The organism is Devosia sp. Root635, from assembly GCF_001427605.1.
Taxonomy (GTDB): domain Bacteria; phylum Pseudomonadota; class Alphaproteobacteria; order Rhizobiales; family Devosiaceae; genus Devosia.
On sequence record NZ_LMGZ01000023.1, the window covers coordinates 16,731 to 37,117 of the forward strand.

Below are 20,387 nucleotides of genomic sequence, written 5' to 3' on the forward strand. Positions count from 1 at the left end.
TGGATTGCCCGGACAAGCCAGGCAAGCGGAGGGATCGGCAAGTGGATCGCTTATCCACGCGCCGGAATTTCCAGCCCGCGCTGCACTGCCGGCCGTGCCAGCCCGCGTTCGAGCCAGGCCGGCACGTTGCTGAGGCTGGCATAGTCCACCACTTCGGCCGCGCCGTAGAAACCGATCAGGTTGCGGACCCAGCCCAGCGTGGCGATATCGGCGATGGAATAGTCGTCCATCAGCCAGTCGCGGCCCGCCAGGCGCGTCTCCAGCACGCCGAGCAGGCGCTTGGACTCCGCCGCATAGCGGTCGCGCGGCCGCTTGTCCTCATAGGCCGCGCCGGCGAACTTGTGGAAAAAGCCGAGCTGCCCGAACATCGGCCCGATGGCCGCCATCTGGAACATCACCCATTGGATGGTTTCGTAGCGCGTCGCCGGATCGGCGGAGAGGAACTTGCCGCTCTTTTCCGCCAGATAGATCAGGATGGCACCCGACTCGAACAGCGCCAACGGCTTACCACCCGGCCCGTTGGGATCGATGATCGCAGGAATCTTGCCGTTCGGATTGAGCGCCAGGTATTCCGGCCCCCAGGTCTGGTTCTTGGTGATGTCCACCAGATGCGGCTCATAGGCGAGCCCGGTTTCTTCGAGCATGATGGAAGCCTTCACCCCATTTGGCGTCGGCAGGGAATAGAGCTGAATCACGTCGGGATTGGCCGCCGGCCATAGCTTGGTGATGGGGAAATCCGAGAGGTCGGCCATGGGTCTATCGCTCCGTCAAGGCTGGTTTGGCGCCGAGCAGCACGCAGGCGCCGGCAAGTACGACGCATCCATAGCACGCTGGCGGGCCTGGAGGATCACATGGCGGCGTGTCGCTGCAGTGAACAGTCCGTATGCTGCAACCATCACAAAAGTCGACCGCCGGTGCCGGGATGACACCGCGATCGGGACTGGCTATTTTACGTCCATGCCCATCACCATCCTCATCGTCCCACCCTTTTCCACCCTCTGCAACGCCGCCTTCTCCCTGCGCCGCGAGGTCTTCGTCTGGGAGCAGAAGGTGCCCGAAGACGAGGAAAACGACGCCGACGACCTCACCGCCACCCACTTCGTGGCCATTGCCGAGGGCGAGGTGGTCGGCACGCTCCGGCTCATCGACAGGCCGGACCATGTCAAGATCGGCCGCGTGGCCGTTCGGCAATCCTTCCGCGGCCATGGCATCGCCAAGCAGATGATGCTGGCTTCCATGGAACATGCCCGTTCCCTGGGCCGCGATCGCTTCTACCTCACTGCCCAATCCGACAAGCTGGGCATGTATGAAAAGCTGGGTTTCGCCGCCTTTGGCCCCGAATTCCAGGATGGCGGCATGCCCCATCGCGCCATGCGCAATTACGACCGTGAGACGGCGCAGTTAACCAGTTAGCAGCCTCTTAAGCCTGTTGCCCGTCGATAGGTCCCCTGCCCCGCCAATTGCGCTATTATCGGCGATGTCGGGAGGCCTGCGCACCATGTTGCGCGGCGCCCAGCACAATACCGCCAGGGAGGCGGAGAAGGCCGGCCTCGCTGCGAGAGCCGGCCTTTTCAATTCCACCGCGACAAATCGGCCCGGAACGTCTGCGCTTGTCGCTGCGTTGTCGACACATCATGGGCCGCACGGTGCTCCACCGGCAAAGTTTTGCATCGCACGGCCCGTTCACCTCAACGATGAACCTATGGAGCCTACTATGATCCGCACCCTTCTGGCCACTACGGCCCTCGCTGCGTTGCTCGCCACCGGTGCCATCGCCCAGGACGCCGCGCCCGCCGATCCGGCTGCGCCGCCTGCTACCGAAGCCCCGGCCGATCCGGCAGCGCCCGCCGCTGACGATGCGATGGCCCCGGCCGACGACGCCATGGCCCCGGCTGCACCTGCGGCTGACGCCGCTGCCCCCGCTGCCGGCGCCGATGTCGAATCCGGCGCCATGGAAGACACTGACGTCATGGAACCCTGGGACATGTCGGCCGGCTACACCGTCGCTGATACCGACAATCTGGGTTCGCGCCTGATCGGCCAGCCGGTCTATTCCACGGCTGGTGACGATGCCGAGGAGATCGGCTCGATTTCCGACCTGGTCTTCAATGAAGATGGCCAGATCACGGCCGTCGTCATCGGCGTTGGCGGCTTCCTCGGCATTGGCGAAAAGGCCGTTGCGGTGGACTTCCAGTCGCTCGAATTCACCCTGGCGGCCGACAATACCGAGCGCTGGGTGCTGCCAACGACCGCTGACGCCCTGACCGCCGCTCCGGACTTCGTCTGGGAAGAAGATGAGCCGGTCGACGTGACCAGCGATCCGGCCATGGCGCCCGCTGATCCGGCCGCTCCTGCCGCCGACCCGGCAATGGCCCCGGCCGATCCGGCTGCCGCCCCGGCAACCAACTGATCCCTCGCGGATTATCCCTTGGATGGGCCGGCCTTCGGGCCGGCCCATCTGCGTCACAGGAGATTTCAATGCTGCGCTCGTTCATCACCGCCCCGGCCCTGGCAATGCTGCTGGCCGCTCCGGCCCTTGGCCAGGCACCCGCCCCGACGGCGCCCACCGAACTCGAGCAGAGCGGGCTGACCCCGCCCACCGTGCTTTCCGAAGGCTACGCGACGGGCGGCGAGGACGTGCTGGTCACCAGCCTGCTGGGTGAAACCGTCTATGCCTCGATCGAGGACAATGCCGAGGAAGTCGGCACTATTACCGACATGGTCGTCACGTCCGGATTGGGTATTTCGGCCGTGGTCATCAGCGTAGGCGGCTTCCTGGGTGTGGGCGACAAGGATGTCGCGGTCGATTTCGCCCAGCTCGAATGGGCGGCACGTGACGATGGCTCCCGTCGCTGGGTGCTGGCGACCACCGCCCAGGCCCTGGCTGCCGCCCCGGCCTTCATCTGGGCCGACAGCGAGGAGGCCACCGGCCAACCGGCCCTCACCACCCAGCAGGAAGAAGACCAGTTGGTGGAGGGTGACCCCAACGATATCGGCATCGATCCGGACCTGACCACCGACGCGCCGGAGCGCCAGACCATCACCACGCCCCTCGATCGCAGCGGTTTCTCGCCGTTCGATGAAACCGGCCTCACGGCCGAAGACCTGCGCGGCATCGCCGTCTATGGCATCAATGACGAGCAGATCGGCGCCATCGGCGATATCATCAGCAATCCCGACGGGAGCTTCGATGCCGTCATCGTCGATGTCGGTGGTTTCCTGGGGCTGGGTGCCAAGCCGGTCGCCGTTGGGTTCGACAATCTGGTGTTCTCTGCCGACACTTTCGGCAATCGCTACCTGTTTCTCAACACCACGCGCCAGCAGCTCGAAAACCAGCCGGCCTACGACCCAGCCACCTATGCCGGCGAGCGCGAAAGCCAGCGCATGATCATCGCGCCATAAACAAAAGGCCCGCATCTGCGGGCCTTTTCAAAAATCTCACGCCGAAGGTCAGCGCTGCGAAAACCGCAGCCGGCCAATCTCGTCATATTCGGCCTGCTCCACCTTGAGCTGTTCTGCCGCCTCGCGCTGATGCTCGCGCTGGTCGAGCAGCTCGACCTTCTTGAGATCTTCGAGCGCTTCGGCCAGGGCATCCTGGGCCGCTTCGAGCTTGCTCTTCATGTCATTGGCGGAATTGAGCAGGTTGTCGCGCCGCGTCAGCGCCGCCTTGGCAAAGGTCGAATAGGCGAAGTGCGCCACATCGGAAATGCCGGTCTTGGTGTGCTCGATTTCGATCTGCTGGTCGAGTTCGGACGCCATGCGCTCGAAATCGGCAATCATCATCTCGATCTGCGCAACCTGACGGCGCTTCTCGTCCACCTGGAACTTCTTGAGCCGAATGAGGCTCTCGCTGCGCGATTTCAAGACCTGTACTCCTTACACATCAAGTCAGTTCCGGGACCAATACACGGTCCCATCAGTCTGCCGCACCCGCCTCGGCCACGATCGCTTCGAGCATCTGATAGCCCTCGGCGATATTGGTCGTCTCTTCCCGCTCCTGCCCCAGAAAGGCCTCCAGCGCGGGATAGATGGCGATCGCGCGGTCCACTTTCGGATCTGACCCTTTCCGGTAAGCCCCCAGCCGGATCAGTTCCTCCATGTCCGAATAGATGGACATGAGCTCTCGCGCCTTTTGCAGGACCGGCCGGACATCGGCCGGAACACACCCTGGCATGGTGCGCGAAATGGACCGGAGCACGTTGACGGCGGGGTAGCGTCCCCGCTCGGCAATGCCGCGCTCCATTACGATGTGCCCATCAAGAATGCCGCGCACGGCATCCGCAATAGGCTCATTGTGATCATCACCTTCCACCAAAACGGTAAATAGTCCGGTAATGGAACCGGTCGTCGGTGTTCCAGGCCCGGCGCGTTCCAGCAGGCGCGGCAATTCGGTGAAGACGGTGGGCGGATAGCCCTTGGCGGTCGGCGGCTCGCCGATGGCCAGGCCGATCTCGCGCTGCGCCATGGCAAAACGGGTGAGACTATCCATCATGCACAGCACCCGCATGCCCTGGTCGCGGAAATATTCCGACAGCGCCAGGCTCATATAGGCGGCCTGCCGCCGCATCAGCGCCGCCTCGTCCGATGTGGCCACCACCACCACGGCGCGCTTCAGCCCCTCCTCGCCCAGATATTCCTGGATGAATTCATGCACCTCGCGCCCGCGCTCGCCGATGAGGCCGATGACCGCTACGTCCACATTGGTATTGCGCGCCAGCATGGACATGAGCACCGATTTGCCGACGCCCGATCCGGCAAAGATGCCCAGCCGCTGCCCCTCGCAGACCGTGGTGAAGGTATTGAGGCACCGCACCCCCAGGTCGAGCGGATCGCCCACCCGCACGCGGTCATGCGCCAGCAATGGATTTTGCCGCAGTGGATAAGGCGTCGCCCCACGCGCCAGCGGGCCCTTGCCGTCGATCGGTTCGCCATCGGCATTGATGACGCGGCCCAGCCAGGCTTCGGAGGGAAAGGCCGCCCCGTCATGGCGTTGGAACACCGCCTTGCAGCCCAGCCGCACCCCCGAGAGCTGGCCGAAGGGCAGGCACAGCGCGTGGCCGTCCTTGAAGCCGATGATTTCGGCGGCCAGCAATTCGCCATTGACCGTCTCGATCTGCACGCGCCCGCCGACGCGCAATTCCCGAACCGGCCCGACGATTTCGACGAGCAGCCCCTGCACCGATTTGACGCGGCCGAACACCTCGATGTCGTCGATCGCCTCGATTGCCGAGATCAGCGCTTTCATGCCGCTAGTTATCCCCAGGGCGGAACCGGACTATGGTTTCCGTGTCAGTCGAATCGCGTCTGACCACGAATCACACAGTAACCGATCGTTAAGCAAAAGGCGCTATTTGAGGGGTTGGTCCGGCCTGTCCGCAGCTTTGCGTCGACTCCCCGCCAAACCCCTGACATAGCTCCAATTGCTTGAGTCGAAAGAGTCGGTTGAAATGGCTTCTTAAACCATTTTCTTAAGAAAAATTGATAAGATTAACCCTTAAATTTCAATGAGTTAGACTAAATTCATCCTAACGCCGTTTGCGTATTGCCGAACCGAATTAAACTTTGTTAACTATTTGGGCTTAGGGTTCAGTCATATCCAGTAGGGTTGGAGTGAGAAGGCCGTTCCGGTCGCTCCTCACGGGTTCCAGCAGGAACGAATGACAAGGGGAATATAATGCGGGTACTCCTTATTGAGGACGACAGCGCGACAGCGCAGAGCATCGAGTTGATGCTGAAGTCCGAAAGTTTCAACGTCTACACCACCGATCTGGGTGAGGAAGGCGTCGATCTCGGCAAGCTCTATGACTACGACATCATCCTTCTCGATCTGAACCTGCCCGACATGAGCGGTTATGAGGTGCTCCGCACCCTGCGCGTCGCCAAGGTTCAGACCCCGATCCTCATTCTATCCGGTCTCGCCGGCATCGAGGATAAGGTTCGTGGCCTCGGCTTCGGCGCCGACGACTACATGACCAAGCCTTTCCACAAGGACGAACTCGTGGCCCGCATCCACGCCATCGTCCGCCGCTCCAAGGGCCATGCCCAGTCGGTCATCCAGACCGGCGACCTCACGGTGAACCTGGATACCAAGACCGTCGAAGTGCAGACCCAGCGGGTGCACCTCACCGGCAAGGAATACCAGATGCTCGAGCTGCTCTCCCTCCGCAAGGGGACCACGCTCACCAAGGAAATGTTCCTCAACCACCTCTATGGCGGCATGGACGAACCCGAACTCAAGATCATCGACGTGTTCATCTGCAAGCTCCGCAAGAAGCTCAGCGTGGCCACCGGTGGCAAGAATTACATCGAGACCGTCTGGGGCCGCGGCTACGTGCTGCGCGAGCCCGACGAGAGCGAAGTCTACAACGAAAACGTCGCCTGATCCGTCAGGCTCCACCGTCACAAAACCCCGCGACATCGTCGCGGGGTTTTTGTTTGGCTCATGGGACTTCCGTGGCTCTCGTCACCCCACCCTCAATCCCTCCCCATCAGGGGGAGGGAGGCGCACGACCAACGTCAGTGGTCCAATATTGCATCGTCCGCCGGGCAGGCTTCCCCCCTGTGGGAAGGGAATGAGGGTGGGGGGAAGCCACAAGCGCGAACGCACGAAAAATCCTCCATCGATTTGTCGAAGTCGTCTCGCCTCGTTCGTCGTCAGGTCAGAGGCCCAGTTCGATACTGCGCCCCACCCCGAGGAGACGACGATGATCCGCGCCGCCATCATTGCAGGAGCCATGCTCATGACTACCACTGCTTTCGCCCAGTCCGAACCCGTCGGCCAGACCGTGCCGGTCAACGGAATGGAGCTTTATTATGAAGTCAGCGGCGAGGGCGATCCGCTCGTCGTGCTGCACGGGGCCTATATGAATATCCCGGCCATGGGCGGGATCATTCCGAAGCTGGCCGAGACCCACAAGGTCTATGCCCTTGAGTTTCAGGGCCATGGCCGCACCGGGGACATCGACCGCCCCATCACCTATCCCAACCTTGCCAATGATGTGGCCACCTTCATGGACGCGATCGGCCTCGAGAAGGCCGACGTGCTGGGTTATTCCATGGGAGCGGCGGCGGCACTTCGGCTGGCCATCGACTTTCCCGAAAAGGTGGACCAGCTCGTCGTCGCCTCCGTTTCTTACGACATGGCGGGGTCGCAGCCCGAATTTCTGGCCATGATCCCCACCATGTCCCCCGAAATGTTTATCGGCTCACCCATGGAGGATGCCTGGAAGCAGTTTGCTCCCAACCCTGACGGCTTCCGGCCTTTCGTCGAGCGCATGATCGCCCTGGAGCATGAGCAGCTTGCCTGGGAAGAAGAGGTTCGTACCCTCAAGACCCCGATGCTGATCATTGCCGGCGACGCCGACATGATGACGCTCGAGCATGTGGTGAGCCTGTTCCGCCTGATGGGCGGCGGTGCACCCGGCGACATGGGCAAGCCGCTTGCCGCCTCGCGGCTCGCCATCCTGCCGGCAACATCGCATACCGCCGTAATCGATCAGGTCGATCTGCTCCATGGTTTCATCGAGCCGTTCCTCCGGGGCGAAACGCCAAAGGGCATGTTCTAGGGCTGGAGCGAAGGGCGCGATGTGTCGTAGCTTCGCGCCCATGACCACCGAAACCGAAACCCATCGCGCCATCAATTCCGTCTGGAAAATCGAGCAATCCCGCCTGATCGCGGGATTGACGCGCATGGTCCGCGACATCTCGCTGGCCGAGGAACTGGCCCAGGACGCGCTGGTCATCGCGCTCAGGACCTGGCCGGAATCCGGCGTGCCGCGCAATCCGGGCGCCTGGCTGATGCAGACGGCCAAGCGCCGCGCCATCGACTATTTCCGCCACCGCAAGATGGCCGCCACCAAGCTCGAAGAGGTCGGCCGCACTCTCGAGGACGATGCGCCCGACCATGAAGCCGACATCGTCGAAGCGATGGATGACGAGGTCGGCGACGATCTGCTGCGGCTGATCTTCACCTCCTGCCACCCGATTTTACCTGCAGAATCAAGGGTCGCACTAACCCTGCGCCTGCTGGGCGGCCTGACCACCGAGGAAATCGCCCGCGCTTTCCTCGCCGCTGAACCCACCATCGGCCAGCGCATCGTGCGGGCCAAGAAGACCATCGCCGATGCCGGCATTCCCTTCGAGGTGCCGCGCGGTGAGGAACGCACGGAACGGCTGAGTTCCGTGCTGGGGGTGCTCTACCTCATCTTCAACGAAGGCTATTCGGCAACCGCCGGCGACGACCTGATCCGCCCCCAGCTCTGCGAGGAGGCGATGCGCCTCGGCCGCACCCTGGCCCGGCTATCGCCCGACGATTCCGAGGTCCATGCCCTTGTGGCGCTTATGGAAATCCAGGCCTCGCGCACCGCCGCCCGCACCAACAAGCAGGGCGAGCCGGTGCTGCTGCTCGATCAGGATCGCTCGCGTTGGGACCAGTTGTTGATCCGCCGGGGCCTCGCCGCGCTCGACCGCGCCATCGCGCTGGGCGGAGCGCGTTTGCCCTATGCCCTGCAGGCCGCCATCGCCGCCTGTCACGCCCGCGCGCGCAAGGGCGCCGACACGGATTGGTCAAGGATTTCAGAGCTTTACGCGGTTCTGGCCCAGGTCACGCCATCACCGGTGATCGAGCTTAATCGCGCCGTCGCCGTGTCGATGTCCGACGGACCGGCTGCGGCCCTGGTGCTGATCGACGCGATCAAGGACAATCCGGCGCTCAGGAACTACCACCTGCTCTATGGCGTGCGCGGCGACCTGCTCAGCAAGCTGGGCCGGCAGACCGAGGCCATGCTCGAATTCCGCCGTGCGGCGGAGCTGACCCGCAACGAGCGGGAAAAGGCCTATCTGCTTGGTCGAGCTGAGGAAACCGCCTAGCTCCTTCACCTCTCCCTCGGGGGAGAGGTCGGCGGCGTAGCCGACGGGTGAGGGGGCCTTTTCTGGGTGCGGTGCGTGGGGAAGGCCCCCTCACCCGACCCGAAGACGGGTCGACCTCTCCCCCAGAGGGAGAGGTGAGAAAGCCTTCTATGCGGCGAGCGAGGCGCCGGTGTCGAACTTGGCTTCGAGGATGGTGCGGTCGAACGGCTTCATCATGTAGTCGCTGGCCCCGGCCTTGAGGGCCAGGGCAATGGCGCCGATGTCGTTCTCGACCGTGCAATAGACGATATGCGGCTTGTCGCCGCCGACGTAAGCCCTTAGCAGCTTTAGGAATTCCAACCCGCTCATGATCGGCATGTTCCAATCGAGCAGGATCGCGTCCGGCATTTCCTGGCGGCATTTGTCGAAGGCGTCCTGGCCGTCTTCCGCTTCCTCGACGATGTAGTCCATGTCTTCGAGAATGCGGCGCGCGACTTTGCGCACCACGCTCGAATCATCGACGATCAGGCAGGATTTCATCCCGAAAAGGCTCCGCAGGGGCAAACGCTCGCCCCGATTATGCGGTCGCACTTCCTAGCAATTGGTTAGCAGACTGCTAGCATTGACGCGCTTAAAGTGTGAATCAGGCGGCGGCCAGCCTGGGGGTCGCGGTAAGGAAGAACATGTCGCTCTCGAGCCCGATATCGACGTCCATGTCGGTCATGCGGGCCAGCAGGCCGGTGTAGAAAGGCTGGATGCCCCGCGCATCGACAAACCCCTCCTCGGGCGTGCCGGCAAGCAGCCCGGCCGAACCGGAGGGCACCAGCGTCTTCTGGCGCTTCTCGGGATCGCTTTTCGACGTGAACTCGAACTTTTCACTGCCGGCGTCGCCGGTGATTGAGGCGGTCACCACCCCGCCGCGCGGCACCGACATGGCGGCGATCAGCAGCAGATTCATGAACAGCTTGGCCTTGTGCTTGGGCAGGAGGATCAGCGGCACATTCCATTCGAGGTCGGCCTTTTCGATCTCGAACAGGATGCGGGCCACGCGCTCGCATTCGCGCGTGTCGATATCGGTGCCCGAGGTCGAGGAGGCGCCATAGGCGAGGCGCGCGAACTCGAGCTTGGCGCGGCTCTGCCGGGCGGCGCTGGCGATGAGGTCGCGCGCGCCTTCGGCCATTTCGGCCTGGTTGGGATCGTCCAGGACTTCGAGCCCGTTGCCGATCGCCCCGATGGGATTGATCAGGTCATGGCAGACCCTGGAGCACAGCATGGCCGCCAGGTCCGTTGCCTTGAGCTCGATGATGTCCATCCCTGCAGTCTCCGTAAGAATCAGTTGTGCCGACATTAGATGGTGATCGGCAGAAGTGGACAGATGATTTACGCGGCTAGTTGATCGACAGGCCCTTCGACAGGCCCGGCCAGTTGGCTTCGGCCTCGATGGCTGCTTCATCCGGGGAAAGGATGAACGCCTCCCGGTTGGCGGCGGAATAGAACAGGTAGAGCCGCTGCTTGAAGACGAAATACATGGCCGGGTCGCTGTCGGACACATAACCGCGCGCCACCCCCATGGCCCCATGCCCGCCAAACTGCGGCGCGTAAATCTCGGGCGCAGTTTTGAAGATATCGCGATTGGCTGCGGTGGCGAAATTCCAGGGCACGTTGTTCCAGATGAACTCGAAATCTCCGCGCCCCTGCAGCGGTTCGGGCTCGGTGAAATAGCTCACCGGATCCATGCCGTATATGCCGATGCCGGTCAGCGGATCGGTGACGATCAGCGTCACCACCGACTGCGCCCGCGCTGGCTGGGCGACGAGGCAAACCATGCCCAATAGCGGCAGAACAAAGGCAAGCATGGTTAAGATTTGTTTAGAGGTTTGCTTCATCATTGACCCAATGATCGGCATGCCGGCGACCCGCCAGCCAAAACTACGGTTCAAGCCTTAACGACTCCGTAACCGCCAGCCTGCCTTCGCCCCCAGCCTGCCTCGCCCAGGGAGAATTCGATGTTCAAGCGCCTTGCCCTCCTTGTTGCCCTGCTGTCCGCCCTCATGGCGCCAATACCATCGGCCTTCGCCCAGGGCTCGCTCAGCGACACCTATGAGGGCGAAGACCTGATCGACAGCGGCAAGGCCTTCTTCGGCTCGGCCAGCCAGGGGCTGGCCTCATTGGTCGAGCAGGCGGTCAGCCAGTTCGGCCTGCCCAATGGCTATATCCTGGGCGAGGATGCTGGCGGGGCGCTGTTTGCCGGCGCCCGCTATGGCGAGGGCGTGCTCTATACGCGCAATGCCGGTGAGTACAACGTCTATTGGCAGGGCCCCTCGGTCGGCTTCGACGTGGGCGGCGACGGGTCCAAGGTGATGATGCTGGTCTACAATCTCAACCAGATCCAGGACGTGCTGGGGCGCTTTGTCGGTGTCGACGGTTCGGCCTATATCGTGGGCGGCTTCGGCATGACGGTGATCAAGCGCTCCAATATCGTGATCGTGCCGATCCGCTCGGGCGTGGGCGCAAGGCTCGGCATCAATATCGGCTATCTCAAATTCACCAACCAGCCGACCTGGAACCCGTTCTGAGGCTGAGGGGCCTTCCGGCAAGCCGGCCACGCCCGTTATTGCCCGGCTCGTCCAGGCAATCCATGGCGCCGCATGCGCTGAGAGGTGGATCACCCGGACAAGCCGGGTGATGAGGATAGGGGATGGCGCAGAGGGATTGGCCTTCCAGCACCGCGCGTTTCCGCCAACAGTGGTTCCCGATTGCGCAGGAATGACTCCGAGAGATGCCGGTCCATCAAACCTGCAATCCGTCCCGCCACCGGGCCGTGACGGGCCTCCACAAACCCGTTAGGGTTAATCGCTGGCAAATGTGGCGGCGGCGCTGCCTCTGCCGGATAAGGGATTGCCCGTATTGCGTGCCGATGCGGTTCCGGAGTCTGACCGATGGTCATCGAGAACATCATGTATTTCGCGTTAGGCCTGCTGGCGGCCGGCCTGATCTCGCTGATCATCCTGCCGGCCGTGTGGAAGCGCGCCGTGCGCCTGACCAAGCGCCGCATCGAGGCCGCCACGCCCATCACCATGGCCGAATTCCGCGCCGACAAGGACCAGTTGCGCGCCGAATTCGCCCTGTCGACGCGGCGCCTGGAAATGAATGTCGAGACCCTGCGCAAGCGGCTGGCCGAACAGTTGGGCGACGTCAACCAGAAGCGCAGCGATCTCGGCCTGCTCAAGGCCGAGCGCGACCAGCACCTGCTGGTGGTCAAGGAACTGGAGCAGCGCGAGGAAGAATTGCGCGCCCGCGTCGCCGAACTGGAGCGCGAGGGCACCGACCTGGCGCAGCGCCTGCGCATGCGCGACCGCGAGCTGGAAACGCGCAGCGACGAACTGGGCGCCCTGCGCGACACGGTGCGCGGCGGCCTGCCGCGGGGCACCGATCTGCATGGACGGCCGCTGAGTGGCGACTATGACGAGGACGTGGACCGGCTGACCACCGCACTCGCCATCGAGCGCAAGCGCGCCAGCTTCCTCGAAGACCAGGCCAAGAGCCTGATCACCCGGCTCGAAAGCTCCGACCGCCGCAGCGCCGAGGCTACCGCAGCCATTGCCCAGATGCGCGAGGCCCTGGCTGGCCGCGACGACAGGAAGGCGGCCGATGCCGAAAACCTGGTCGCCGCCGAGGCGCGCATCGCCAGCGCCGAGAACCGCCTCAATGCGCTGCTGGCCGAAACCAGCCAGGTGGTTGAGCAATCCGAAGGCCGGGCCGAACAATTGCTGGCCGACAAGCTCACGCTTGAAGCCGAAGTGGAGGCATTGCGCAAGCAGGTGGGCAATGTCGAATCCACCATTCTCGCCGACTGGGACAGCGAACGCATCGAGGAAGCCTATCTGCGCGAAAAGCTCAACGACATCGCCGCCAGCGTCAGCCGGCTGGTCTATGCCGTGGACAATGAAGCCCCGGTGGCCAGCGGCGCCGAGGAGAGTCTGTTCGACCGCGTGCAGCGCTTTGCCGACGATGGCGAGGGCGTGGACGCCCTGCCGGTCAAGCCGGCCAAGGGCGAGCGCAAGGGCGGCTCGGTGACGGACCGGATGGCGGCGCTGCGGGAGATTCAGGGGCGGTAGGCACTCCCTGCCACGCCCTCGTGGTTCGAGGCGCTGAAGAAGCGCACCTCACCATGAGGGCTACTGGGACACAGAGCTAAAAGTAGCTCTCATGGTGAGGCGGGAGCGTAGCGACCCTCGAACCACGAGGGCGTGGCACCAGCCCTTACTCCCCGATCACCACTTCCCGCGTCATCTCACCCGTCGCCTGATCGAACAGCGCCAGGGTGGTCACACCGCCCACGCCATAGGTCACGTTGATCGCGCCATCGCTGACCAAGGCCGAAACCACCTCGGCCCCGGCGGGCAAAACCACGCTTTCGATCATGGCCGGCGGCGGGGTGTCGCGCATGGCGCGATAGACAAGGGCGAAGCCAATCGCCATAAAGCCCAGCAACAGCACGCCGATCGAAATCGCGAAGGAACGGCGGGCCTTCCCCAATATGGCAAGGGCTTCGGGCGTCAGGGGCGCATCGGCCTTCTGTCCAGTCTGATCAGGATCGCTCATGGTCGAAAATTCCGCTGCAGAGTTCGAGGGCGAGGAAGGCGAAGTCCAGGTCGTGGTCGTCGTCGATGCCGACATGGCCGGCGGGCGGCTCGATGCCACGCTGGCCAGAGTTCACACCGTACTGAGCCGCAGCCGCATCAAGGACCTGATCCTGGGCGGCGCCGCCAGCATTGACGGCAAACCCGTCAGCGAGCCCAAATACCGGCTAATGGCGGGCGAGACAATCACCCTTCTTGCCCCACCTCCAGAAGATGCCGAGCCGCTGCCGCAGGATATCCCGCTCGACATTCTCTATGAGGATGACCAGCTCATCGTGGTCAACAAGCCCGTCGGCATGGTGGTCCACCCTGCCCCCGGTTCGCCCGATGGCACGCTGGTCAATGCCCTGTTGTTCCATTGCGGCGACAGCCTGGTGGGCATCGGCGGGGTCAAGCGCCCCGGCATCGTCCATCGGCTCGACCGCGATACGTCCGGCGTCATGGTCGCCGCCAAGACCGAGACGGCGCACAAGCACCTCTCCGAGCAATTCGCCGACCATGGCCGCACCGGGCCGCTTCATCGCGCCTATATCGCCTTCGTCTGGGGCTCGACCGAAACCGCCAAGGGCACGGTGGACGCGCCGCTGGGCCGCGACCAGAACAACCGGCTGAAACAGGCGGTGCGCAGGGACGGGCGCGAGGCCATCACCCACTATTTCGTCGAGGCGCGCTTCGGCGACGAGGGCTGGGACATGACCCGCGTGCAATGCCACCTCGAAACCGGCCGCACCCACCAGATCCGCGTGCATATGGCCCATATCGGCCATCCGCTGGTGGCCGACGCGGTCTATGCCTCGGGCTATGCTACCAAGATCAACCGGCTGCCGGCCGATGTGGCGGCACCGGTCCAGGCGCTGGGAAGGCAGGCTCTGCATGCGGCGGAACTGGGTTTCGAGCATCCGGTGACCGGCGAGGAAATGCTGTTCGAGGCGCCGCTGCCGGATGATTTGCAGGCGCTCGAGGACGCGCTGGAAGGTTACGACAAGGCCTTTGCGCGGTAGCTTTTCTTGCACGACCTCACCACGTCCACCGCACGGCTCCTCCCCCTTTGACGGGGGAGGCTGGGAGGGGGTGGCGGTTAGCCCCGATATCGGGGCTAAACATCCCCCACCCTTGATCCCTCCCCGCAAGGGGGAGGGAGTCGACTGAGATATTTGCGATAGCACCCCCGAAGGGAGAGGTAAGGACGGAACCTTCCGCAGAATTGCGCATTTGTAATCTTTTGGTGCCCTTACAATCGCCAAATTGCGGCCTATATATCCATCGTAGTCTGCCGATGGGCCGAATGGTCATCGCGGACTCGTCTCCGCCCGCGCCATGTGGGGGAAAAAGAAAGGGGTGCGCCATGGCCCAGACCAATCTTCCTGTCCTCTCCGCCGAAGGGGGCCTCAGCCGTTATCTTCAGGAAATCCGCAAGTTCCCCATGCTGGAACCGGATGAAGAATACATGCTGGCCAAACGCTACAAGGAACATCAGGATCCCGGCTCGGCGCAGAAGCTGATCACCAGCCATCTGCGCCTCGTAGCCAAGATCGCCATGGGCTATCGCGGCTATGGCCTGCCCATTTCCGAAGTGATTTCGGAAGGCAATGTGGGCCTGATGCATGCGGTGAAGCGCTTCGAGCCCGAAAAGGGCTTCCGGCTGGCGACCTATGCCATGTGGTGGATCCGCGCCGCCATCCAGGAATATGTGCTGCGCAGCTGGAGCCTGGTCAAGATCGGCACCACCGCCGCCCAGAAGCGCCTGTTCTTCAACCTGCGCAAGGTGAAGGGCCAGATCGCCGCGCTGGACGATGGCTCGCTGCATCCCGACCAGATCAAGCAGATCGCCACCACCCTCAAGGTGAGCGAAGACGACGTGGTGTCCATGAATGCACGCCTGTCGGGCGATGCTTCGCTCAATTCGCCCATGCGGGCCGATGAAGGCAGCTCCGAATGGCAGGACTGGCTGGTGGACGACACCCCGAGCCAGGAAACGGCCCTCGGCGAAAGCGAGGAATTTTCCGAGCGCATGGGGCTGTTGAACAGTGCCATGGATGTGCTGAACGAACGCGAACGCGCCATCTTCCAGGCCCGCCGCCTGCAGGACAATCCGTCCACGCTCGAGGAACTGGCCCAGCAATATGACGTCAGCCGCGAGCGCATCCGCCAGATCGAGGTTCGCGCCTTCGAGAAGGTGCAGGACGCCGTGAAGGAAGCGGCGCGGGCGCATTGAGACGAGTAGAAAGAATGCGGAAGGCGGGCTTGGGCCCGCCTTTTTTGTTGCGAGCATTAGCTCGGCAGTCGTCTCCCTCCCCCTTGCGGGGAGGGATCGAGGGTGGGGGGTGTTTGGCCCAAATATCGGGGCTCTCGCACCCCCACCCTAGCTCTGCTAAGGCCCGTTGGGCCTAGCGACGCTACCCTCCCCGCAAGGGGGAGGGTGGCCCCCGCACCTTATTGGCTAGCTGCAACCAGATCCCACAGCCGCTCCTTGCCCAGGATGAGCAGCCACGGCGTATCATCTTCCGGCACCACTTCTACCGGCCCGCCGGTGCCCTCGTTGGAGGTACCGATCAGCCCGCCCGGCGCCAGGGTTAGCCCGTCCATGGGATAGAACAGTCCTGTCGAGCGAGTGAAGCTGATCGGCAGCAGTGGGTGAATGGACACCCGCTCGCGCAGACCCGCCGCGAAGGTGATGGACCCCACCACAGCCAGCGCCACATCGACTTCGTCCACCAGCAGCAGTTTTCGCGATGGGGCGTATTGCAGCACGGCACTCAATGCCGCCAGCGTGTGGTCGAGCCTTTTGCCGGTCATGCCCAGGGCCAGCGTCACAGGCGCCTGGGTGGAATAGAGCGCCTTCTGGAAATCGGTGGTGACCTGCTCGGGGATGTGGAGGACGCGGGTGCGCCCCTCCCATGCTGCGCGGTCGCGCAGCGAATCGAGATCGCCGATAATGGCTGATGGGGTGAGGCCGGCATCGCCGATGGCATCGGCGCCGCCATCGGCCCCGACCAGTGCCACGCCGCGGCCGGCCAATTCCACCAGCAGGGCCGGATCGACGGCGCCACCGCCGACAATGGCCATGGGAGTGTCGAATACGACCAAGGGCCTACCGGCCTTCGGCGCCGAAGTGTCTTGCACTGTCACAAAGCTCTCATTAAGTGTTGGGCGTCTCGCTGGGGTGTTCCGGTCAAACCGGAGCTGAGAGTTACCCATTGAACCTGAACCAGGTCATGCTGGCGGAGGAAGTTCGAGATGGCAAGGGCATCTCGACACCCTTCCATTGACACACATCCCTTCACTCATGGCCGCAACCAATGAAGGGAATGACCCATGGTCAAATCCACCCGTCTGGCGCTTGCGGTCCTTGTTGGACTGTTCGCTGCACCGGCATTCGCCGAAGACGTGCCGACCCTGACGATCTACACTTATGACGGCTTTGCCGCCGAGTGGGGCCCCGGCCCCGGCCTCAAGGCAGGCTTCGAGGCCACCTGCGGCTGCGTGGTCGAATGGGTCGCCGCCGACAGCTCCATCGGCACATTGCGCCGCGTACAGCTCGAAGGTGACACGACCGAAGCCGATATCATTGTCGGCCTCGATACGGCCATTGCCGGGGAAGCCCGCGCCACGGGGCTGTTTGCCGATCATGGGCTCGATCTTTCCGGGCTCAAGCTGCCCGAAACATGGACCGACGCGCAATTCGTGCCCTTCGACTATGCCCATTTCGCCTTCGTCTATGACACCGATACGGTGACCACGCCGCCCAAGAGCTTCGAGGAGCTGATCGCCCTGCCCGACGATTTCAAGATCGTGGTGCAAGACCCGCGCTCGGCCACGCCGGGGCTGGGCCTGGTGCTGTGGATCGCCGCCGCCTACGGCGACCGCGCGCCCGAAATCTGGGCCGGCCTCAAGCCGCATATTTTGACGGTGACGCGGGAATGGAGCGAAAGCTACAACCTGTTCCTCGAAGGAGAGGCCGACATGGCGCTGAGCTATTCGACCTCGCCGGCCTATCACATCATCGCCGAGGGCGACGACACGATCCATGCCGCCATGTTCGAGGAAGGCCACCTGGCCCAAACCGAAGTGGCGGGCATCCTCAAGTCGTCGGAGCACCAGGAGCTGGCGCGGCAATTCCTCGCCTATCTGGCTTCAGCGGATGGGCAGAAGGTGATCCCGAGCACCAACTGGATGTTCCCGGTGGTGGATCTCGGCGCCGATATCGACCCGGCTTTCGCCACTTTGCCGCAGCCGGAAAAGACGCTGGTGCTCAGCGATGACGAGCTCGCGGCCAACAGCCAGCGCTGGATCGACGAGATGCTGGCGGCAGTGCAGTAGGGCATTGCGAGCGTGAGAACCCCCACCCTCATTCCCTCCCCACAAGGGGGAGGGAAGCCTGCCCGGTGCAAGAACGCAATTCGGGCCACAATGGTTGGCCTTGCGTCTCCCTCCCCCTTGTGGGGAGGGACCAAGGGTGGGGGTTGTTTGGCCACAGGCCGGTGGGTGGGGCCATGCTGACCCTGCCCCATCGCCCGGCGCGCATTGCCACCGCCATTGCCCTTGCCACCGCCATTGCCTTGCTCATCGCGCTTGTGCTGTGGGCCATCCTCGCCGCTGCGACCGGCGGCGAGGGCAGCGCCTCGCGCATCGATATCCCGCATCTGCTGCGCATGACCTCGATCCAGGCCGGGCTGACCACCGTGCTCTCCATTGCCGTCGGCATGGCGCTGGCGTGGGCGCTCAACCGGCTGCGCTTTCCCGGGCGCGACCTGGTGGTGGGGCTCTTCGCCTCGGCCATCGTGACGCCCGGCATGGTGGTGGCGTTCGGCCTGCTCTCCATCTGGGGCCGCAATGGCTGGATCAATCAGGCGAGCGAAAAGCTGTTCGGCCTGTCCATCGGCAATCCTGCCTTCGGGCTGTCAGGCATTCTCCTGGCCCATGTCGTGCTCGATGGCGCCTTTGCCGCGCGCATCATGCTGGCCAGGCTCGACGCCATTCCATCGACCCGGCTCAAAACCGGGCAGTCGCTGGGGCTCACACCCTGGCGGCGTTTCACCATCATCGACTGGCCCGCCCTGCGCGGCACCGTACCGGGGCTGGCGGCGATCATTTTCCTCCTCGCCTTCACCAGCTTCCCCATCGTGCTGCTGCTGGGCGGCGGGCCGGCCAACCAGACGCTGGAAGTGGCTATCTATGCCGCGGTGCGGCAGGATTTCGACCTGGCCGGCGCGGTGCGGCTGGCGGCGACGCAGATCGCCGTCTGCTCGCTGGTCATCATGGCCGCCTCGGCGCTGGCGCCCATCCCCACCAGTTTCGGCGCTTCCACCGCGCCGCGCTGGCGGGACCGGGGTTTTGCGCGAATGCTGCAAATGCTGGTGCTGGCGCTTTGCACCATCGGCTTCGTGCTGCCGCTGCTTTCGGTGCTGATCGATGGCCTGGGCGCCGGGGTCGGGCGGGTGGTGGCGCAGCCAGCCTTCTGGTGGGCCACGGCAAGCAGCCTCGTCATCGGCACGGCTTCGGCCCTGCTGACGCTGTTGCTGGCACTGGCGCTGGCATTGGGGCGCGGTGCGACCGGCAATGGCGTGCTGCGGACATTGCTGGGCATGCCGGCCTTTGCCTACCTGGCCGTGCCGGCCGTGGTGCTGTCGCTCGGCTTTTTCTTGGCTGTGCGCCAACTCGGCTTTGCCCCAGCCGTCGCGGCGCCCTATGTGGTCATCCTTGCCAATAGCCTGCTCGCTTTGCCCTTTGCCATGGCGACCCTTGGGCCGCCGCTGGAGGCCATTGCCCACTCGCGCGGCAAGCTGATCCGCTCGCTCGGCCTGTCGGGCTGGCGGCAATTCACTTTGGTTGAATATCCCCTGCTCGGCCGGGATATCGGCGTCATGCTGGCTTTGGCCTTCTGTTTCTCGCTCGGCGATCTCGGCGTCATCGCCCTGTTCGGCACGCAGGATTTCCAGACCCTGCCGCTGATGATGTTCCGGGCGCTCGGTTCCTATCGCGGCAATGATGCCGCGGCCATCGCCGCCATCCTGCTCATCGGCACGATCGTCGCCTTTGTCGGCCTGCCCAGACTGTTCGAAAGGATCGCCGATGCTGCGCGTTGAGAACCTGACCTTTGCCCATCCCGGCCAGGCGACGCCCTACCAGTTCTCGCTGGTGGCCCACGGCGGCGAAGTGACGGCCATTTCGGGGGCCAGCGGCTCGGGCAAGTCGACCCTGCTCGACCTGCTCGCCGGGTTTCTGACCCCGACATCCGGCAGCATCGCGCTGGACCACCGGGATCTGCTGCCGCTGCCGCCGGAGCAGCGGCCGATCTCGCTGCTGCTGCAATCAGACAGCCTGTTCGAACATCTGAGCGCGGCGAAAAACGTGGCTTTGGGGCTGCCGGCGGGCACGCCCCAGGCAGAAGTGCAGCGGCAGATCGCCGAAGCGCTGGCCGAGGTGGGGCTGGAGGGCGTCGGAGACCAGCTCGCCAGCACGCTCAGCGGCGGCCAGAAGCAGCGCGCAGCCCTGGCGCGGACCCTGCTGCGGGCGCGGCCGGTATTGCTGCTGGACGAACCCTTCTCGGCGCTGGACGATGAAACGCGGGTGGCGGTGCGCGATCTGGTGCGCGTGCTGACCATCCGCCATGGCTGGCACACGATCTTGGTCAGCCACCATGCCGATGACGTCGAGGCGCTGGCGGCGCGGAAATACGTGCTGGTGCAGGGGCGGCTGGAGGCGGTTTGAGGGTGTCACTTCGGACTTCCGTGGCTCCCGTCACCCCTCCCTCAATCCCTCCCCATCAAGGGGAGGAGGCGCCAGCGCAGCGGTCAGTGTTCATCGTCTCCCTCCCCTTGTGGGGAGGGATCAAGGGTGGGGGTGAGTCACGCACACCGAACCAGGAAGAGTTCGGCGTAATATTACGCCCTTAAG

The 20,387-nt window shown here is 63.9% G+C and carries 21 protein-coding genes and 1 riboswitch; of the genes, 13 read left to right on the forward strand and 8 right to left on the reverse strand.

The genetic code is table 11. The features are described from left to right. Window positions 1-50: 50 nt before the first annotated feature. The gene (locus ASD80_RS16855) at window positions 51-752 is read right to left on the reverse strand and encodes a glutathione S-transferase N-terminal domain-containing protein (RefSeq protein ID WP_056235489.1); all 702 of its coding nucleotides are present in this window, start codon (window positions 750-752) and stop codon (window positions 51-53) included. Window positions 753-957: 205 nt separating this feature from the next. Between ASD80_RS16855 and ASD80_RS16860 the strand changes: the two genes are divergently transcribed. The 3 genes from ASD80_RS16860 to ASD80_RS16870 all read left to right on the forward strand — a co-directional run bounded on the left by ASD80_RS16860 (window position 958) and on the right by ASD80_RS16870 (window position 3,402). Beyond that, complete coding sequence (locus tag ASD80_RS16860; protein WP_056235492.1) at window positions 958-1,413, forward strand: GNAT family N-acetyltransferase; 456 nt, start codon at window positions 958-960, stop codon at window positions 1,411-1,413. A 301-nt stretch (window positions 1,414-1,714) separates the two neighbouring features. After that, a complete protein-coding gene (locus ASD80_RS16865; protein ID WP_056235494.1) occupies window positions 1,715-2,410 on the forward strand; it encodes a PRC-barrel domain-containing protein in 696 nt (231 codons plus the stop codon). 68 nt (window positions 2,411-2,478) lie between these two features. Continuing rightward, window positions 2,479-3,402: a PRC-barrel domain-containing protein gene (locus ASD80_RS16870; protein ID WP_056235497.1), complete on the forward strand. Its 924-nt coding sequence runs from the start codon at window positions 2,479-2,481 to the stop codon at window positions 3,400-3,402. A 48-nt stretch (window positions 3,403-3,450) separates the two neighbouring features. On the opposite strand, the gene fliJ is transcribed toward ASD80_RS16870, so the two are convergent. After that, window positions 3,451-3,864, reverse strand: a complete 414-nt coding sequence (gene fliJ / locus ASD80_RS16875; protein WP_056235500.1) for a flagellar export protein FliJ — start codon at window positions 3,862-3,864, stop codon at window positions 3,451-3,453. Window positions 3,865-3,916: 52 nt separating this feature from the next. Continuing rightward, window positions 3,917-5,245: a flagellar protein export ATPase FliI gene (fliI, locus tag ASD80_RS16880; RefSeq protein WP_056235502.1), complete on the reverse strand. Its 1,329-nt coding sequence runs from the start codon at window positions 5,243-5,245 to the stop codon at window positions 3,917-3,919. Between the two features lie 429 nt (window positions 5,246-5,674). Here fliI and ctrA point away from each other — a divergent pair, with 429 nt between their 5' ends. From ctrA to ASD80_RS16895, 3 genes are all read left to right on the forward strand, one after another. Further along, a complete protein-coding gene (ctrA, locus tag ASD80_RS16885; protein WP_056235506.1) occupies window positions 5,675-6,382 on the forward strand; it encodes a response regulator transcription factor CtrA in 708 nt (235 codons plus the stop codon). A 322-nt stretch (window positions 6,383-6,704) separates the two neighbouring features. Next, the gene (locus ASD80_RS16890) at window positions 6,705-7,565 is read left to right on the forward strand and encodes an alpha/beta fold hydrolase (protein ID WP_056235509.1); all 861 of its coding nucleotides are present in this window, start codon (window positions 6,705-6,707) and stop codon (window positions 7,563-7,565) included. Between the two features lie 40 nt (window positions 7,566-7,605). Beyond that, on the forward strand, window positions 7,606-8,868 hold the full coding sequence (locus ASD80_RS16895; protein WP_056235512.1) for an RNA polymerase sigma factor: 1,263 nt from the start codon (window positions 7,606-7,608) through the stop codon (window positions 8,866-8,868). A gap of 147 nt (window positions 8,869-9,015) precedes the next feature. Here the strand turns inward: ASD80_RS16895 and ASD80_RS16900 are convergent, their stop codons facing one another. The 3 genes from ASD80_RS16900 to ASD80_RS16910 form a co-directional block, all read right to left on the reverse strand. Then, a complete protein-coding gene (locus ASD80_RS16900; protein ID WP_056235515.1) occupies window positions 9,016-9,387 on the reverse strand; it encodes a response regulator in 372 nt (123 codons plus the stop codon). Window positions 9,388-9,490: 103 nt separating this feature from the next. After that, window positions 9,491-10,159, reverse strand: a complete 669-nt coding sequence (gene chpT, locus ASD80_RS16905; RefSeq protein WP_082555391.1) for a histidine phosphotransferase ChpT — start codon at window positions 10,157-10,159, stop codon at window positions 9,491-9,493. 76 nt (window positions 10,160-10,235) lie between these two features. Further along, complete coding sequence (locus ASD80_RS16910) at window positions 10,236-10,703, reverse strand: YHS domain-containing (seleno)protein (RefSeq protein ID WP_056235521.1); 468 nt, start codon at window positions 10,701-10,703, stop codon at window positions 10,236-10,238. Window positions 10,704-10,853: 150 nt separating this feature from the next. Between ASD80_RS16910 and ASD80_RS16915 the strand changes: the two genes are divergently transcribed. Further along, on the forward strand, window positions 10,854-11,423 hold the full coding sequence (locus ASD80_RS16915; RefSeq protein ID WP_056235524.1) for a DUF1134 domain-containing protein: 570 nt from the start codon (window positions 10,854-10,856) through the stop codon (window positions 11,421-11,423). Window positions 11,424-11,786: 363 nt separating this feature from the next. After that, window positions 11,787-12,965 carry a hypothetical protein gene (locus tag ASD80_RS16920; RefSeq protein ID WP_056235526.1) on the forward strand — a complete coding sequence of 393 codons (1,179 nt, stop codon included), beginning with the start codon at window positions 11,787-11,789 and terminating at the stop codon, window positions 12,963-12,965. A 145-nt stretch (window positions 12,966-13,110) separates the two neighbouring features. Here the strand turns inward: ASD80_RS16920 and ASD80_RS16925 are convergent, their stop codons facing one another. After that, window positions 13,111-13,452, reverse strand: coding sequence for a DUF6476 family protein (locus ASD80_RS16925; protein ID WP_056235529.1), 342 nt, complete (start codon window positions 13,450-13,452; stop codon window positions 13,111-13,113). On the opposite strand from ASD80_RS16925, the gene ASD80_RS16930 reads away from it, so the two are divergent. Next, entirely contained in the window at window positions 13,451-14,491 is a 1,041-nt protein-coding gene (locus tag ASD80_RS16930; protein ID WP_082555392.1) for an RluA family pseudouridine synthase, read from the forward strand. The two genes, ASD80_RS16925 and ASD80_RS16930, sit on opposite strands and share 2 nt — an antisense overlap. 344 nt (window positions 14,492-14,835) lie before the next feature. After that, window positions 14,836-15,705 carry an RNA polymerase sigma factor RpoH gene (gene rpoH, locus ASD80_RS16935; protein ID WP_056235532.1) on the forward strand — a complete coding sequence of 290 codons (870 nt, stop codon included), beginning with the start codon at window positions 14,836-14,838 and terminating at the stop codon, window positions 15,703-15,705. Between the two features lie 218 nt (window positions 15,706-15,923). Here rpoH and ASD80_RS16940 read toward each other — a convergent pair whose 3' ends face one another. After that, entirely contained in the window at window positions 15,924-16,556 is a 633-nt protein-coding gene (locus tag ASD80_RS16940) for a thiamine diphosphokinase (protein WP_056235535.1), read from the reverse strand. A gap of 83 nt (window positions 16,557-16,639) precedes the next feature. After that, window positions 16,640-16,739, forward strand: a riboswitch (TPP riboswitch). A 66-nt stretch (window positions 16,740-16,805) separates the two neighbouring features. On the opposite strand from ASD80_RS16940, the gene thiB reads away from it, so the two are divergent. The 3 genes from thiB (at window position 16,806) to ASD80_RS16955 (ending at window position 20,201) form a co-directional block, all read left to right on the forward strand. Beyond that, window positions 16,806-17,810 carry a thiamine ABC transporter substrate binding subunit gene (gene thiB, locus ASD80_RS16945; protein ID WP_056235538.1) on the forward strand — a complete coding sequence of 335 codons (1,005 nt, stop codon included), beginning with the start codon at window positions 16,806-16,808 and terminating at the stop codon, window positions 17,808-17,810. Between the two features lie 173 nt (window positions 17,811-17,983). Then, the gene (locus ASD80_RS16950; RefSeq protein ID WP_056235540.1) at window positions 17,984-19,576 is read left to right on the forward strand and encodes a hypothetical protein; all 1,593 of its coding nucleotides are present in this window, start codon (window positions 17,984-17,986) and stop codon (window positions 19,574-19,576) included. Continuing rightward, window positions 19,563-20,201 (forward strand): ATP-binding cassette domain-containing protein, encoded by a 639-nt coding sequence (locus ASD80_RS16955; RefSeq protein WP_056235541.1) that lies wholly within the window; start codon window positions 19,563-19,565, stop codon window positions 20,199-20,201. The genes ASD80_RS16950 and ASD80_RS16955 overlap by 14 nt, the downstream gene beginning before the upstream one ends. Window positions 20,202-20,387 lie beyond the last annotated feature (186 nt).